The organism is Sphingobium estronivorans (assembly GCF_008692605.1).
Classification (GTDB): domain Bacteria; phylum Pseudomonadota; class Alphaproteobacteria; order Sphingomonadales; family Sphingomonadaceae; genus Sphingobium; species Sphingobium estronivorans.
Genome location: NZ_LFCT01000038.1, coordinates 15,561 through 29,484 on the forward strand (window position 1 = coordinate 15,561; position 13,924 = coordinate 29,484).

General features: G+C 61.2%; 12 protein-coding genes. 7 read left to right on the forward strand and 5 right to left on the reverse strand.

The genetic code is table 11. The annotated features are described in order from the left end of the window. Complete coding sequence (locus F7P65_RS20690) at positions 1-270, reverse strand: hypothetical protein (RefSeq protein ID WP_150295255.1); 270 nt, start codon at positions 268-270, stop codon at positions 1-3. 308 nt (positions 271-578) lie between these two features. On the opposite strand from F7P65_RS20690, the gene F7P65_RS20695 reads away from it, so the two are divergent. Then, positions 579-1,637: an AI-2E family transporter gene (locus tag F7P65_RS20695; protein ID WP_150295257.1), complete on the forward strand. Its 1,059-nt coding sequence runs from the start codon at positions 579-581 to the stop codon at positions 1,635-1,637. 153 nt (positions 1,638-1,790) lie between these two features. On the opposite strand, the gene F7P65_RS20700 is transcribed toward F7P65_RS20695, so the two are convergent. Together F7P65_RS20700 and F7P65_RS20705 are read right to left on the reverse strand one after the other, a co-directional pair. Beyond that, the gene (locus F7P65_RS20700; protein WP_150295259.1) at positions 1,791-2,207 is read right to left on the reverse strand and encodes a DoxX family protein; all 417 of its coding nucleotides are present in this window, start codon (positions 2,205-2,207) and stop codon (positions 1,791-1,793) included. A gap of 160 nt (positions 2,208-2,367) precedes the next feature. Continuing rightward, positions 2,368-3,219: an SDR family oxidoreductase gene (locus F7P65_RS20705; protein ID WP_150295262.1), complete on the reverse strand. Its 852-nt coding sequence runs from the start codon at positions 3,217-3,219 to the stop codon at positions 2,368-2,370. Between the two features lie 109 nt (positions 3,220-3,328). On the opposite strand from F7P65_RS20705, the gene F7P65_RS20710 reads away from it, so the two are divergent. Continuing rightward, positions 3,329-3,937, forward strand: a complete 609-nt coding sequence (locus F7P65_RS20710; RefSeq protein WP_150295264.1) for a flavodoxin family protein — start codon at positions 3,329-3,331, stop codon at positions 3,935-3,937. Positions 3,938-3,990: 53 nt separating this feature from the next. Here the strand turns inward: F7P65_RS20710 and F7P65_RS20715 are convergent, their stop codons facing one another. Further along, positions 3,991-4,551: a hypothetical protein gene (locus tag F7P65_RS20715; protein WP_150295265.1), complete on the reverse strand. Its 561-nt coding sequence runs from the start codon at positions 4,549-4,551 to the stop codon at positions 3,991-3,993. Positions 4,552-4,599: 48 nt separating this feature from the next. Here F7P65_RS20715 and F7P65_RS20720 point away from each other — a divergent pair, with 48 nt between their 5' ends. From F7P65_RS20720 to F7P65_RS20740, 5 genes are all read left to right on the forward strand, one after another. After that, positions 4,600-5,784: a cytochrome P450 gene (locus F7P65_RS20720; RefSeq protein WP_205452209.1), complete on the forward strand. Its 1,185-nt coding sequence runs from the start codon at positions 4,600-4,602 to the stop codon at positions 5,782-5,784. Between the two features lie 151 nt (positions 5,785-5,935). Next, positions 5,936-7,018: a DUF1214 domain-containing protein gene (locus tag F7P65_RS20725; protein WP_150295266.1), complete on the forward strand. Its 1,083-nt coding sequence runs from the start codon at positions 5,936-5,938 to the stop codon at positions 7,016-7,018. Next, complete coding sequence (locus F7P65_RS20730) at positions 7,015-7,479, forward strand: nuclear transport factor 2 family protein (protein ID WP_240334422.1); 465 nt, start codon at positions 7,015-7,017, stop codon at positions 7,477-7,479. The genes F7P65_RS20725 and F7P65_RS20730 overlap by 4 nt, the downstream gene beginning before the upstream one ends. 245 nt (positions 7,480-7,724) lie before the next feature. After that, positions 7,725-9,413 (forward strand): flavin-containing monooxygenase, encoded by a 1,689-nt coding sequence (locus F7P65_RS20735; RefSeq protein WP_150295268.1) that lies wholly within the window; start codon positions 7,725-7,727, stop codon positions 9,411-9,413. 300 nt (positions 9,414-9,713) lie between these two features. Continuing rightward, complete coding sequence (locus F7P65_RS20740) at positions 9,714-12,080, forward strand: TonB-dependent receptor (protein ID WP_205452211.1); 2,367 nt, start codon at positions 9,714-9,716, stop codon at positions 12,078-12,080. Positions 12,081-12,327: 247 nt separating this feature from the next. Here the strand turns inward: F7P65_RS20740 and F7P65_RS20745 are convergent, their stop codons facing one another. Continuing rightward, a complete protein-coding gene (locus F7P65_RS20745) occupies positions 12,328-13,674 on the reverse strand; it encodes an MFS transporter (RefSeq protein ID WP_150295272.1) in 1,347 nt (448 codons plus the stop codon). Positions 13,675-13,924: the final 250 nt, after the last annotated feature.

Sequence of the window (13,924 nt, forward strand, 5' to 3'; positions counted from 1 at the left end):
TTACTGCTCCAGCAGGCGCGAGGGCGCATAGTCGGACATGCCGATCACCGCAGGCCGCGACACCGCCTGCACCGGACGGCTGCCCGGCCCTATGCCGCCGATCCAGCCCGTGCCGATCGCCACAATCCCCGCCAGCGCCAGGCTGCGCCAGGCGACGGCGCGTTCCCCGCGCTTCGCGACACCCGCCATCACCGCCGCTTCCATGTCCATCAGGCGCGGATCGGTCGGCAGGCCGCGCAGCTGGTCCAGCAGTCGATCGAGGTCGCTCATCGCACAAACTCCACTTCGTCACTCGGGAATACGCGCCTGTACGTCACATCCCTCATGCACTCGCTCCCTCATGCAAAACTTTATGAGGTCTGGTCGAGGGGTTGGGAGAAAAGGTTGCATCATGTCCCTCCACGCAACCCGACTGGGAGATGAGTCCATGGATCGCATCCTGCCTCCCGCCGCCCTGCCCTCCATGGTTTACGCAATCGTCGATCGGACAGGTGCCAGTTTTCTCATTGTTCGATATCTTCATCCATGGAATCGAGGCGGTGGCCTCGATCGGCGGGCTTGCGATCGCAGGAGAGCGAATGAACGAGGTGATGCGTATCCGTAAAATGTCGTTGCTGCTTACGGCCGGCGCGTTGCTCCTTCTGGGCTTGTGGCTCAGCGCCAGCGTGCTGCCGGCGCTCATCTGGGCCGGCGTCGTCGCGATCGCTGTTCTGCCGCTCTATGAGCGCTTCGAAAAACGGTCGGAGGAAAACCAGGCTCGGATTGTTTTGCCGCTGCTGTTCACGGCGGGCGTCGCGCTCATCATTCTGGTGCCGCTCTCGCTGGTTGTCGCGGAAGCTGCCAATGAGGCGCGCGACGTTGCGCAATGGTTCGGCGCTGCCCAGCGGACGGGCGTCGCAGCGCCTTCCTGGGTGTTGCATTTGCCGGTCGGCAGAGAGTTCGTATCGGATTGGTGGCGGACGCATCTTGCGACGCCGGAACTGGCCCAGCAGGAATTTCGGCGGCTCGACGCGGCGACAGTGATCGCCCATTCGAAAATGCTGGGTGCGAGCATCATGCATCGGACCGTGATCTTTGCCTTTACGATGATCGCCCTGTTCTTCCTGTTACGCGAGCATCGCTCCGTCGCGGGTCAGATCGGGACAGCAATCGACCGCAGCCTGGGCCCCCGTGGGGAACGATTGGCCGAGCAGATCGTGCGCTCTGTCCGGGGGACGATTGACGGTCTGGTTCTCGTGGGCCTGGGCGAAGGTGCGGTCATGGCGGTCGCATATGCGATCGCTGGGGTGCCACACGCCGTGCTGCTGGGCGTTCTTACCGCCATCGCGGCAATGATCCCTTTCGGAGCGATCATCGCCATTGGCATCGCGGCCCTTTTGCTGGTGGCCAACGGAGCCTTGCTCGCGGCGGCCGTGATTGTCGCCACCGGCCTGCTCGTCATCGCCATTGCGGATCACTTCGTCCGGCCCGCGTTGATCGGCGGCGCCACCAAGGTTCCGTTTCTCTGGGTTCTCATTGGCATATTGGGCGGTGTTGAACGTTTTGGCTTGTTGGGACTTTTCATTGGTCCAGCTACGATGGCGGCGCTCATCTTGCTCTGGCGCGAGTTCACAAGCGCTGATGCAACCGGCGCCTAGCGGCGCCCTTGCTAGAGCATGGTGCAGAAAAGTGGGGGAGCCGGAGGCGCATGACTCCGAACTCGGGTTTTCCGCTTAAAACGACGCGGCAACAAACACTGAGAGCGCGCAACCGCCGCCCGATTCAACCTGGCGCGCGCCAGATCACATCGCTCAAGAGGATGCTTTCGACCTTATCTTCACGCCATCCATGCTCCAGGCGCCCGGGCCGGCGAACACCAGATAGAGAAAGACGAAACAATAGAGAATCGCCGCGTCACCGCCGTTATTGACAGGAAAGAAGTTCTGCGGCGCATGCACGAGCCAGTAGGCGACAGCCATGACGCCGGACGCGACGAACGCAGCGGGCCGGGTGAACAGGCCAAGGGCGATGAGCAAACCGGCAACAAGCTCGAAAATCCCGGCGAAGGCGACTGGATCATGGAGCGCCAGTCCCGACCATGCTCTTTCACCGCTCGGGAAGCCGAGGAATTTCTGGGTTCCATGTTCGACAAATATCAAGCCGGAGACAATGCGCAGCAAGGCCAGCGCATAGGGCGCTCTACGGACAAGCCCCACCTGGTCAAACATCTCAATCTCCCTTGGCGCCAACGGGCGGTTCGGTGCAGCTGTCGATGATGATGTAGAATCCAGTCCTATCGGACCGCCCTGAATCCGTCAAGAATCATCAAGATAGCATGTCTGTGCAAGGGTCGGTCAAACGTCCGGCTTTGATCGGCTGAGGACGCTTTTACCCGTTAACGACCGTTCCTCCATTAGGATGCAGCACCTGTCCCGACATGTAGCTTGCATCGTCACAGGCAAGGAAAAGGAACGAAGGGGCGACTTCGTTCGGCTGGCCAGGGCGTCCCATGGGCGTGTTCTCCCCGAAATCTTCCAGCTTTTCGGGGCTGGCGCCGCCGCATGGGTCGAGCGGCGTCCAGATCGGCCCAGGTGCAACGGCGTTTACGCGAATGCCCTCCCCCACCAGATTTTCCGATAGCGACCTGGTGAACGCCGTGATCGCGCCCTTGGTGGCGCTATAGTCCAGCAATTCCGCGCTGCCCTGATACATGGTCACGCTGGTGCAGTTGACGATGGCTGCGCCGGCCTGGAGGTGAGGACGCGCGGCTTGCACCAGGAAGAACATGCCGAAGATATTGGTCTGGAACGTCCGGCGCAGCTGGTCCTCGCTAATATCGACGATATCCTTGTCAGGATGCTGCTCGCCCGCATTATTGACGATTATGTCGATCTTGCCGAACGCCTTGAGCGTCTGCGCGACGACCTCATCTGCGAAGGCGCGCTCGCCCACGTCGCCGCGGATGGCGATGGCCTTGCGGCCTTCCGCCTCGACGATCCGCTTGGTCTCGGCCGCATCGTCATCCTCCAGCAGATAGACGATCGCGACATCGGCGCCCTCGCGGGCATAGAGCGCCGCGACCGCGCGCCCGATGCCGCTGTCGGCGCCCGTGATGATGGCGACCTTCCCCGCGAGCCGATCCGCTCCCTTGTAGCGCGGCTGCCATTCCGGCTTGGGGCTCAGCCTGCTCTCATGGCCGGGCAGCGCGTCCTCATGGATCATCTTGACGGTCTTGGTCATCGCACAATCTCCTTCATCCCCAAGAACCCATTGGGCGGCGAAGAGTTCTCCCTGGATCAAATGAGTGAACCCATTCCCGCGTTCGCCGAAATGCCGAAGGAGATGATCGATGCCCCTCAAAGCCCTGGCCCTCAACTGCACCCTCAAGGTCGATGCCAGCGAGGAGAGTTCGACCGATGCGATGATCGCCGTTCTTGAAAAGGCCTTTGACGAGAAGCAGGTGACGCTGAGCGAAACCGTTCGCGTCGCGGCGCTCGACATCAAGCTTGGCGTCACATCCGACGAGGGCGAGGGCGACGAGTGGCCCGCGCTGCGCGAGAAAATCCTCGCCCACGACATATTGATCTTCGGAGGTCCCATCTGGATGGGACAGATTGGCAGCGTGGCGAAGCGCCTGTTGGAAAGGATGGATGCCTTCCTTTCGGAAACGGACGATCAGGGCCGGATGCCGAGCTATGGCAAGGTTGCGGTCGCCGCGATCGTCGGCAATGAGGATGGGGCGCACTTTTCCTCGGCCCAGCTGTTTCAGGCCCTGAACGATGTCGGCTGGACAATCCCGGCTGTCGCGGCCTGCTATTGGGTAGGCGAGGCCATGGGATCAACGGATTTCAAGGATCTGGACGAAACGCCCGAGATGGTGACGAAGACCGCCCGGATGGTCGCGGGCAACGCCGCCCATCTTGCCGGCTTGCTCCAATCCAATCCCTATCCGGGATGAAATCGCCCTTCTGACGATAGGCATCTTCCACAGTGCACCTTGTCGCAGTGCCGCTATGCCAGAACAGGCGCGATCACTAGGCCTTCAAGGATTTCAGCGACGACCGGCAAGGGCGTTTCCGGCTCTTCCAGCAGCCACCATTCGCACAGTTCCACCATCGCGGCGATGGCAACGCGCAAGGCGAGGCGCTGGGGGAGCCAGTCGGGAGACAGGCGTGGCAGCGTGGCGAGCCGTCCCGCAATTTCACGCGCCAATTCCACGCGCATCGCCTCTCCTGCGCCTGACAGAAGCGCGGCAATTTCGCTTCGGCGCCGGTCGATCTCCTCGATCAGCGTGAGAGCGGCGGAGCGCCGATCGCCGTGAAGCAGTGCGGGCAGCATCGCCTGCGCCAGCTTCTCGGCAAGTCCGCCCACGGCATCCACAAGCAGCGCTCGCACGTCGGCATAGTGGCGGAAAAAAGTGGAGTAGCCCACGCCTGCCGCCTCGCTCACCATCGCGCCGGTAATCCCTGCGAGCGGGGCTTCGGCCAGCAGTGCCAGCAGAGCCTGTTGCATCGCCGCGCGCGATCGCATGACGCGGGCATCCTCTCGCTTGGGGCGGGTTGCAACCTGCATATATTGTCCTATTTATGACCAGTCACTTGTCATATCTGGAGGTGAACGATGCCAGCAGTTTCCTGTCCGGTCCATGATAATCTGCAGGCAGATGCCGATCGCCGCCGCTCGGTCGCCGGGGCGGGCGCGCTGCCCATATCGCCCGAAGGTCGCGTCACCGGCTTCGCCGCAGTGCGCGAAGTCCTGCGCGTGCCGGGGATGCGGCAAGCGGGATTCAAAGCCGAACTGGTCCAGCGCTCGGGCGGCCTTACGCGTCCGCCGATATTGTTTCTCTCGGGCGAGGCACATCGCCGCCAACGGGCCGCGACCGCACGTTTCTTCGCGCCGCGCGTGGTGGAGGAAAAGCATCGCCCGCTGATCGAGGAGCATGCCAACCGGCTGATCGAGCGTCTGCAGCGGGATGGGCAAGCAAAGCTCGATACCATGGCGCTCGATCTTGCGGTTGCCGTCGCGGGCGAGATCGTGGGGCTGACGCAAAGCGACCGCGGCGCGATGGCGCGGCGGCTCGACGCGTTCTTCTCGGTCGGCACGACCACGCGTGAAGGGCGATTCGCCCCGATGTCCGCCTTCCTGAAGGGGCAGTGGCGCATGCTGCACTTCCACTTCGCCGACGTGCGCCCGGCCATCGCGGCGCGGCGCAAGGCCCCGCGCGAGGACGTGATTTCACACCTCATCGCCGAGGGCTATACCCCGCGCGACATCCTCGTCGAATGCTTCACTTACGGCGCGGCGGGCATGGTCACGACGCGCGAGTTCATCACCATGGCCGCGTGGCACCTGCTGGACGATGCCGAACTGCGCGCCCGCTTCCTGGCCGCCGACCGGACAGGACGCATCGCAGTGCTGGAGGAGATACTGCGCCTGGAGCCGGTGGTCGGCTATCTCTACCGCTGCCCTGCCGATGGCGGCCCACCGGTGGAACTGGACATCCGCTCCGCCAATGCCGACGTGGCGGCCGTGGGCGCCTGCCCGTTCAAGCTCGATCCCGACCGCCAACGCGCCGAGCGCGTGGGCGGCGCGGGAATGGCGTTTGGCGACGGCGAACATCGCTGTCCGGGCGCGGGCGTTGCCCTGGCGGAGGCGGAAATCTTCCTCAATAGGCTGCTGCGCGTGCCGGGTCTCCGTCTGGAGCAGGCGCCGAGGCTTGGCTGGAACCCGCTCGTTACCGGCTACGAGCTGCGCGACTGCCGCGTCGCCGTCGGCAGGGTGGCCGCGGGCGGAGAGGCAGCGTGATGATGTCCGGCATTCGGACGCCTATTATGCCCCCTCTCCTGCATGATTGTTCCAGCCCCCTGATGTTACGCATTCCATAAAAATTATTTCGACTGCGCCGTGTAAATATCCGTTAAAATGGTCAATAACATACGCAAATAAGGAGATGGCCATGGCAGATGCAAAGGAAGTGCGGCTTTCCGCGACTTGGCGGGATTTCTGCGAAAGGCTGGCGCAGGCGGGCGAGATTCTCGACCGGCCCGATGCGCCCGGCACAGCCATCGACCAGGCCGAAGGGCTGCGTTACCTTTCGCGCCTGACGCGCACGGCGCTCAACATGCTGGTCGATTCCAGCGATCCGGATTTTCCGCGCATCTTCCTGCTGTCCGACGACGCCATCAAGATCGGCGCCGACAATCCCGACAATCTCTACCAGCAGATCGTGGTGCGCGGCGATCGCGACTATCGCATCACCGGCACGCGCAACAGCGTCCCCTATTTCTCGATCGGGTCGAAGGCGAACCGCTACGCGATCGACGGCACCATGGCCTCGACCGGCGAGATCGAGCTGGCCGATATGGAGATCGGCCCCGACGGCCGTTTCGAGATCATCGTCAGCAAGACGGAAAAGCCGGGCAACTGGCTGCCCATGGCGGACGACACCACGCTGCTCATCATCCGCCAGACCTTTAACGACAAGCGGACGGAAGTGGCCGCCGACGTGATGATCGAACGGATCAGCCAGGGACCGGCGGTGCCGGCCATCCTGACCCCCGAAACCATCGATGCGCAGCTCAACGGCGCGGCGGCATGGGTACGCGGCACGGCCAACACCTTCGCCGACTGGAGCCAGTGGTTCATGGAAGAACCCAACCGCATCTATGCGGGGAAGGAACAGTCCTTCTATCAACGCGCGGGCGGCGATCCGAAGATCTGGTACGGTCATATCTATTATGACCTCGCGCCCGACGAAGCGCTGGTCATCACCGCAAAGCCGCCCGAATGCCGTTTCTGGAATTTCCAGATCGACAATTGGTGGATGGAATCGATGGACCATGTGAACCGCAAGGTCTGGGTCAACGGCGCGCAGGCCAGATATGAGGAGGACGGCAGCGTCGTGGTCGTCTGCGCAGACCGCGATCCGGGCTATGGCAACTGGATCGACCTGTCGGGCCATCGCAGCGGCACGGGCCTGTGGCGCTGGATCGAGGCAACGGACCATCCGGTGCCCCAGTGCAAGGTCGTGAAGCTTTGACCGATCTCCTCGCGACGCGCATGGCGGCGCTGGAGGACCGGGAGGCTATTCGCGACCTCATCGCCCGCTACGGTCCGCTGGCCGATGGCGGGGATTGCGCAGGCGCGGCGTCGCTTTGGACGGAGGACGGGATCTACGAAGTCGGCGGCTTCGGCAGCTATCAGGGCCGCGCGGCGATCCAGGCGCTGCTGGAGGGGGAAAGCCATCAGGGTCTGATCCATGGCGGTGCCGCTCATGTGCTGAGTCCGCCGGTCATCGATCTGGACGGCGACCGCGCAACAGCGCGCAGCTATTCGGTGGTGTTCCGGAAGGCCGGCGATAGCTGGGAAGCCCATCGCGCCTCGGCCAATCTCTGGCAGTTGGTGCGGACCCATGAAGGATGGAAGGTCGCCCAGCGTGTCAACCGCCTGCTCGACGGATCGGCGGATGCGCGCGCGCTGATTTCAGGCGAGGCATCATAAAAAGAACGGCGCCGTCCCGGCCGGAGCGGCGCCGTTCTTTTTCAGCAGATCATGCGTCCTGAGGAACCAGTGCGAACGGGTTCTGGCGGCGGTTCCTGAAGCGGAAAGCCAAAGTCCTTGGCGCGGCGTTGGCATGCCGATCACCTGACTGCGTCCCCCCGCTCGCGGTCTTTTCGTCATTGACTCATAATTACCCGTGGGTAATATATTGACCGCAGGACGAGGGCCTCGCGCGGGAGATGAGGATGACCCACGAGAAGGATGCTTGCACGAGGGGCTGCGCAGATAGCTTTGATTATGACGTTGTTCTCATCGGCGCTGGAATGGGGGGTCTCTACCAATTATACCGGCTGAAGGAGGCGGGCTACCGGGTGCTGGCGCTGGAAGCGGCAGAAGGAGTGGGCGGCGTCTGGCATTGGAACCGCTATCCTGGTGCTCGGCTCGATTCCGAAGCCTATTCCTATGGCTACACATTCTCGAACGCGTTGCAGGAAGAATGGAACTGGTCGGAACATTTTGCCGGGCAACCTGAACTTCTGCGCTATTTCAATTATGTCGCGGACCGGTTCGACCTTCGGCGCCATATTCGATTCGGCAACCTGGTGACGGCTGCGCACTATTTGGAGGACGAACAGGGTTGGGCGGTGACGACTGACAAGGGCAAACGATATACTTGCCGGTATGTCATCGCCGCCGTCGGTCCCCTGACCCTACCGTCGCTGCCACCCTTTCCGGGCCGCGACAGCTTTGCGGGCGAGACCTGCCATACCTCGCGCTGGCCAGATCGCGAAATATCCTTCGCAGGCAAAAGCGTGGCGGTGATCGGAACCGGTGCAACGGGCGTTCAGGTCATTCAAGAGGTCGCCAAGACGGCGGAACGGCTGATCGTCTTTCAGCGTACGCCCAACTATTGCGCGCCCTTGAACAACGCCCCGATCGCAGCCGACGAACAGCCTACCCTTAAAGCGCGTTATCCCGAAATCGCGGCTGCGTGCCGGTCCAGCAACGGCTGGTTCATGTATGACACGGACCCGCGCAGCATCTTCGATCTGGCTGACGAGGAGCGCGAAGTCTTTCTCGAGAAGTTGTATAATGACCCCGGCATCGGGATCTGGAAGGCCAATTTCCACGATATCGGAACCGACGAAGCGGCCAATACCGTCGTTTCGGACTTCATCCGCCGCAAGATCCGCGAGCGGGTTCGCGATCCCGATGTCGCCGAGCGCCTTGTCCCCAAGACATTCGGCTTCGGCACGCGACGCGTCCCGTTGGAGACCCGCTATTACGAAGTCTATAATCAGGCCAATGTCCAGTTGGTCGATCTGACGGAAACGCCCATCGACCGGATCACGCCCACCTCTATCGTCACCACCGGGGACGAGTTTGAGGTCGATATGATTATCTATGCCACCGGCTTCGACGCAGTAACCGGAAGTTTCAACCGGATCGACATCCGGGGCGTAGGGGGCGTCAAACTCAAGGATCGATGGGAAAGCGGTCCGTCGACGTTCCTTGGCGTCCACGCGGCGGGGTTTCCGAATTTCTTCATGCCAGGCGGCCCACTTGCCTCGCTGGGCAATTTCACTCCCGCCATGGAATATAGCGTCGACTGGGTGATGGATCTCCTCGGTTACATGCGAGACCATGGCTTCGCTTATGTCGACGTTGCCGCCGCGGCCGAGCAAGCCTGGACCGATCTTGTACGGGATCGGCAATCGGGATTGCTGATCGGCAGGGTCAAATCCTGGATCACAGGGTTCAACAGCAACAGCGAAGGGACGGAAGAGTTTCGCGTTCTTCTTAATACCGGAAGCGCAAAGGATTATCGTCAAAGCTGCGACACCGTACGTCGTAACGGTTATCCGGAATTCGAGTTTTCCAAAGTAGAATCACCTCAAAGCGCATTATCTCCATGCCTCATACCAAGGCACTAAGCTGCTGACCCATCACGATTGGGAAACGCTCAACTGCCGTACGGTATTTACCAGAATTCGATTATTCAAAGTTAACTGATTCTCATATCGACCAGAATTCTATAGAAATTAAAGTAAATAATCCGGAACTGAATATAGTCTTGTCGAGACACCTCAACGAGAGGCAGTAATTCATTCAAAAAATATAAAATAAATAACGAATACTATAAATATGGGAGAGGGAATATGATCACCGAACGCATATATATCACAAAATGGACGTCCGTAATTCTCAGCACGACAGCCCTGGCGTCGGCTTTCATGGCGTCGTCCTCCGCTGCGGGCCAGACGACCAAAGCAGCCGCCCCGTCAGCGCAGAATGACACTGGCGAAATCGTCGTCACCGCACGCCAGCGCAATGAAAGCCTGATCTCCGCGCCCGTCGCGGTCAGTGCGATCAGCGGCGAGCAATTGATGAAACAGGGGACGACCGACACGCGCGAACTGACCAAGGTCGCTCCGTCCCTGACGATCGATCGAGCACCGAACGGTAATGGCGGCAGCCTCTCGCTGCGCGGCATCGGAACGTCGTTCGGCAACCCCGGCTTCGATCAGGCCGTGTCGGTGAATATCGACGGCATTCAGACAGGCCGCGCGCGCATCATGATGCTCGGCATGCTCGATCTGGCGCAGGTCGAGGTCATGAAGGGACCGCAAGCCCTGTTCTTCGGCAAGAACAGCCCGGCCGGCGTCGTCAGCTTGTCGTCGGCTTCGCCGACCAGCAAGTTCGAGGGCTATGCGCGTGCCGGATATGAAGTCGTCGCGGACGAAGCGATCGTGGAAGGCAGCGTATCGGGCCCTCTGTCCGATGCGTTCGGCGCGCGTCTCGCGGTGCGTTATCGCAACATGGACGGGTGGCTCCGCAATACGGCGGGCCAGCTCACATCCTCCCCGTTCGCGGGACCGAACAACTTGCCGCAGGCGCCGGCTTCCCGGCGTCCGGGCGAGGAGGAATTCGTTGGCCGCGTGACACTGGCCTATAACCCGGTCGGAAGCCCGTTCAGCGCGACGTTGAAACTCGCGGGAGCCAAATATAGCGACGACGGTCCGGCTGCCGGCCTTCAACTCTATGATTGCGGCGCGTTTACCACCCCGGTTCTCATCTACGGAGGCAACCCCGCCGTTGCGGTCGACCCCTTCGGCGATTGCAAGTTCGACCGGAAATATTCGAATGGCGCCTTGCCGAACGGCTATGCCGACAATTGGCCGATTGCCCGGCAGAATCCCTACACGAGCCTGAAGATGTTTCTGGGCAGCTTGCAGGCCAGTTACGATGCCGGCAATATCAAAATCACCTCCGTGACCGGCCTCTACAAAAGCAAGGACGAACATTTCGATAATTATGACGGCACCGTCTACATGGGATATGATGCGTCGGAGCGCGAAGATTTCACATCCTTCAGCCAGGAATTGCGGCTCCTCTCCACCTTCGATTTCCCGGTCAATTTCATGATCGGCGCCTATTACCAGAATACAAAGCTTGATTTTTTCAACACGGCGCTGATCGCACTCGTGCCGGTGGACCCGGCGACGGGAAAATATCATACGTGGGAAAAGCCGGCGCTTCAGAAAGGCGACACCTATTCGGCCTTTGGTCAGCTGATCTGGAATATCATGCCCCAACTGGAGTTCGCCGGCGGCGTTCGCTACACCCGGGAGGTCAAGGATTCGTCGATGTCGAATACCTACGCCCACCCGCCGCTGTCGGGAACGTTGCTGGCGCCGGAGGGCAAGCTGTTTACCGACCGCTTCACCGATGGCAATTATTCGCCGGAGGCGACCCTGACCTGGCGGCCGACGAGCGATCTCACGGCGTTCGTGGCTTATAAGACAGGCTACAAGTCCGGCGGCTATTCCGTCGGAACGAATTTGGTGCCGGGAACCATCACCTCGGAATCGCTCCGTTTCAAATCCGAGAAGATCAATGGCTTTGAAGGCGGCATCAAAGCAAGGTTGTTCGATCGACGCTTGACGATCACAAGCAGCATCTATTCTTACAAATATTCGAACCTCCAGGTCACATCTTATGACTCGGCGTTCAACACCTACCGCATCAACAATGCCGCGTCGGCGCGGATCAAGGGCGCGGAAGTGGAGTTCAGCGCCCGGCCCAATGACTGGCTGACCCTGAACGGCGCAATCGCCTATAATCACGCCCGGTATACCGACTATATCGCGGCGTGCTGGGGCGGGCAGACCGCCGCGCTCGGTTGTAACGTGCCCAACGGCAATGGAACCTTCTCGCAGGATCTGTCGGGGGCTCCGCTTTCCCGCGCACCGGAGTGGACGGGCAATGCCGGCTTCGACATCAGCATTCCCATGTCGTCCCGGTGGAAGGCGGGGATGAGCGGCAGCACCCGCTACAGTTCCAAATATTTCGTCATCGACAATGGGAATCCCGCCGGCATTCAGCCTTCGTTTGGACTGTTCGATGCTAGCGTACGGGTCGGATCGAATGACGACCGGTGGGAGTTCGCGGTGATCGGGCGCAATTTGACCGACAAGGTTTATGCCGCGTACATCGCGGAAAAGCCCGGCTCACCAGTCACGCCGGGAACGACCATCCAGTTGCGAGGCATACCCAACCGGGGACGCCAGGTCCTATTCCAGGCCACGACCCGCTTTTGAACCTGAGAGAGCTCCAAGGGTTTCGGGCTAACGCCCGAAACCCTGATGCCCAAACGGGGTAGGACAGCCGAGCATCTTCGAGCGCAGTCCTTGGGCAACCACTATCACTGCAAGATGTGTCGGCCCCGGCAGGCACAGCTTCTGTTTTCGAAATCGGAACAGGTGCGGAAGGCTCGCACCGATGCCGGGCATATCAAGACGCATCACGCCTTGGAAACGCTCAAGCGCCTCGCGGGCTTTACCAGGATCAGCCCTCACCCGGATCATGACGCCAGCGCGCGATCGCGACAATCGTCAGCGTCGAGACCAGTCCAGCACACCCGGCAAGCACATAGATGCTGGTCATCGGCAAGTCATATGCCAGTACGGTTCCGGCCGCGAATGGCCCCGCTGCCGCGCCCGCCTTGCCTATTGAGGCCGCGAAACCGACGCCCGCCGCGCGTATATGCACCGGGTAGACACTCGCCGCGATAATGTTGAGTCCGGCATAAGCCCCTAACCCGAAGAAACCCGACAGGACGACAAACAGGATCGCAAGGCCAGCATTGGGAGCCGCCACGCCGATCAGGGGAACGGCAAGAGACGCAATGATCGAAGAAGTGACGAGAACGCGCGGCGCACCGATGCGATCGACAAGATATGCCAGCGCAACCCCGCCCACAATGCCCGCGCCATTGAGCCAGGAGGTGGCGATGATCGCAGTGCCTGTCGGAATGCCTTGTGCTTCCAGCAGAAGCGGCAGCCAGTAAATGAGGAGCACGGTCATAAACAGGTTGCTCGCGACGCCGAGCCAGAGCAGCAGCGTGATTGGGCCAAAGCCGGAACGGAAGAGATCGGCGACATTGCCGGGCCGGGCGGCCTTCTGCGCTCCGAGAAAGCGGCTATTGTCGTCGTAGGGACCCGCAGGGTCGAGCCGTGCGACAAGCGCCGCTGTCTCGCTGCCCGTTCGGCCCTTCGCGATAAGATAACGGACCGATTCCGGGAGAAGCATGGCGGGGATCAGGACCATAAGGCTGAGGATTCCCGCGCCATAGAAAACCCACTCCCATCCGAAGGCGGGGATGACCCATCGGCTGGCGATCCCCCCAATCATGCCCCCGGCAAGCGGCGACGTCGCGACAATCGCGACCAGAAGCGCCCGGACTCGCGCCGGCGCATATTCGGCGATCAGCGCGATCGCATTCGGCGTCACTCCGCCGAGGCCGACGCTGGTGAGAAAGCGGATGATCGCCAGGCTGGTGACGTCCCAGGCAAACGGTGTCGCAACGACGCCAATGGTGAAGAGGACGATATCGAGTAATATTACCGGCTTGCGGCCGAAACGATCTCCCAAGGGCCCGAAAAGTGCCGCGCCAGCCAAGGCTCCAATCAATCCAGCCGAAAAGACGATTCCAAAAGCTGCGGGCGCGATCCCCCAATCGCGAATGATGGCGGGCGCAACAAAGCTGATGCATTGAATATCGACACCCTCGAGCACCATGACCGCCGTAATGATCGCCAAGATCCGGAACTGGAATCCGCCGAGCGGAGCCTCGTCGATGACTCGCCCGGCATCGATTAACCCGTCACTCCTCGGGACGCTCGCCTCGGTCATTTATTTCTCCCACGAAACATCATGTGCCGGAAGCGTCTCGATACAGGCATGCTCTGAACCAGCGAACTGCCGCCCCAATGCAAGAGGCGCGGAGCCGCTTAGTCTCCACTCCCCTTGATCCTCGCTCGCTTGCCCTGTGTCACCGCATCTCTCCCACGTTCTTTATCGCGAATGTTACTCGTGGGTAATATAGAAGAGATACCCCTGTCAAGCGCCAGTGCAGAAGCGTTGGAACACCCCGCCGTCCATA

Bases quoted from the DNA above. Each gene is read 5' to 3' on its own strand.
- F7P65_RS20725 (WP_150295266.1), top strand. From the start codon at position 5,936: ATGGCAGATGCAAAGGAAGTGCGGCTTTCCGCGACTTGGCGGGATTTC.
- F7P65_RS20710 (WP_150295264.1), top strand. From the start codon at position 3,329: ATGCCCCTCAAAGCCCTGGCCCTCAACTGCACCCTCAAGGTCGATGCC.
- F7P65_RS20695 (WP_150295257.1), top strand. From the start codon at position 579: ATGAACGAGGTGATGCGTATCCGTAAAATGTCGTTGCTGCTTACGGCC.
- F7P65_RS20735 (WP_150295268.1), top strand. From the start codon at position 7,725: ATGACCCACGAGAAGGATGCTTGCACGAGGGGCTGCGCAGATAGCTTT.
- F7P65_RS20700 (WP_150295259.1), bottom strand. From the start codon at position 2,207: ATGTTTGACCAGGTGGGGCTTGTCCGTAGAGCGCCCTATGCGCTGGCC.
- F7P65_RS20740 (WP_205452211.1), top strand. From the start codon at position 9,714: ATGGCGTCGTCCTCCGCTGCGGGCCAGACGACCAAAGCAGCCGCCCCG.
- F7P65_RS20715 (WP_150295265.1), bottom strand. From the start codon at position 4,551: ATGCAGGTTGCAACCCGCCCCAAGCGAGAGGATGCCCGCGTCATGCGA.
- F7P65_RS20705 (WP_150295262.1), bottom strand. From the start codon at position 3,219: ATGACCAAGACCGTCAAGATGATCCATGAGGACGCGCTGCCCGGCCAT.
- F7P65_RS20720 (WP_205452209.1), top strand. From the start codon at position 4,600: ATGCCAGCAGTTTCCTGTCCGGTCCATGATAATCTGCAGGCAGATGCC.
- F7P65_RS20690 (WP_150295255.1), bottom strand. From the start codon at position 270: ATGAGCGACCTCGATCGACTGCTGGACCAGCTGCGCGGCCTGCCGACC.
- F7P65_RS20745 (WP_150295272.1), bottom strand. From the start codon at position 13,674: ATGACCGAGGCGAGCGTCCCGAGGAGTGACGGGTTAATCGATGCCGGG.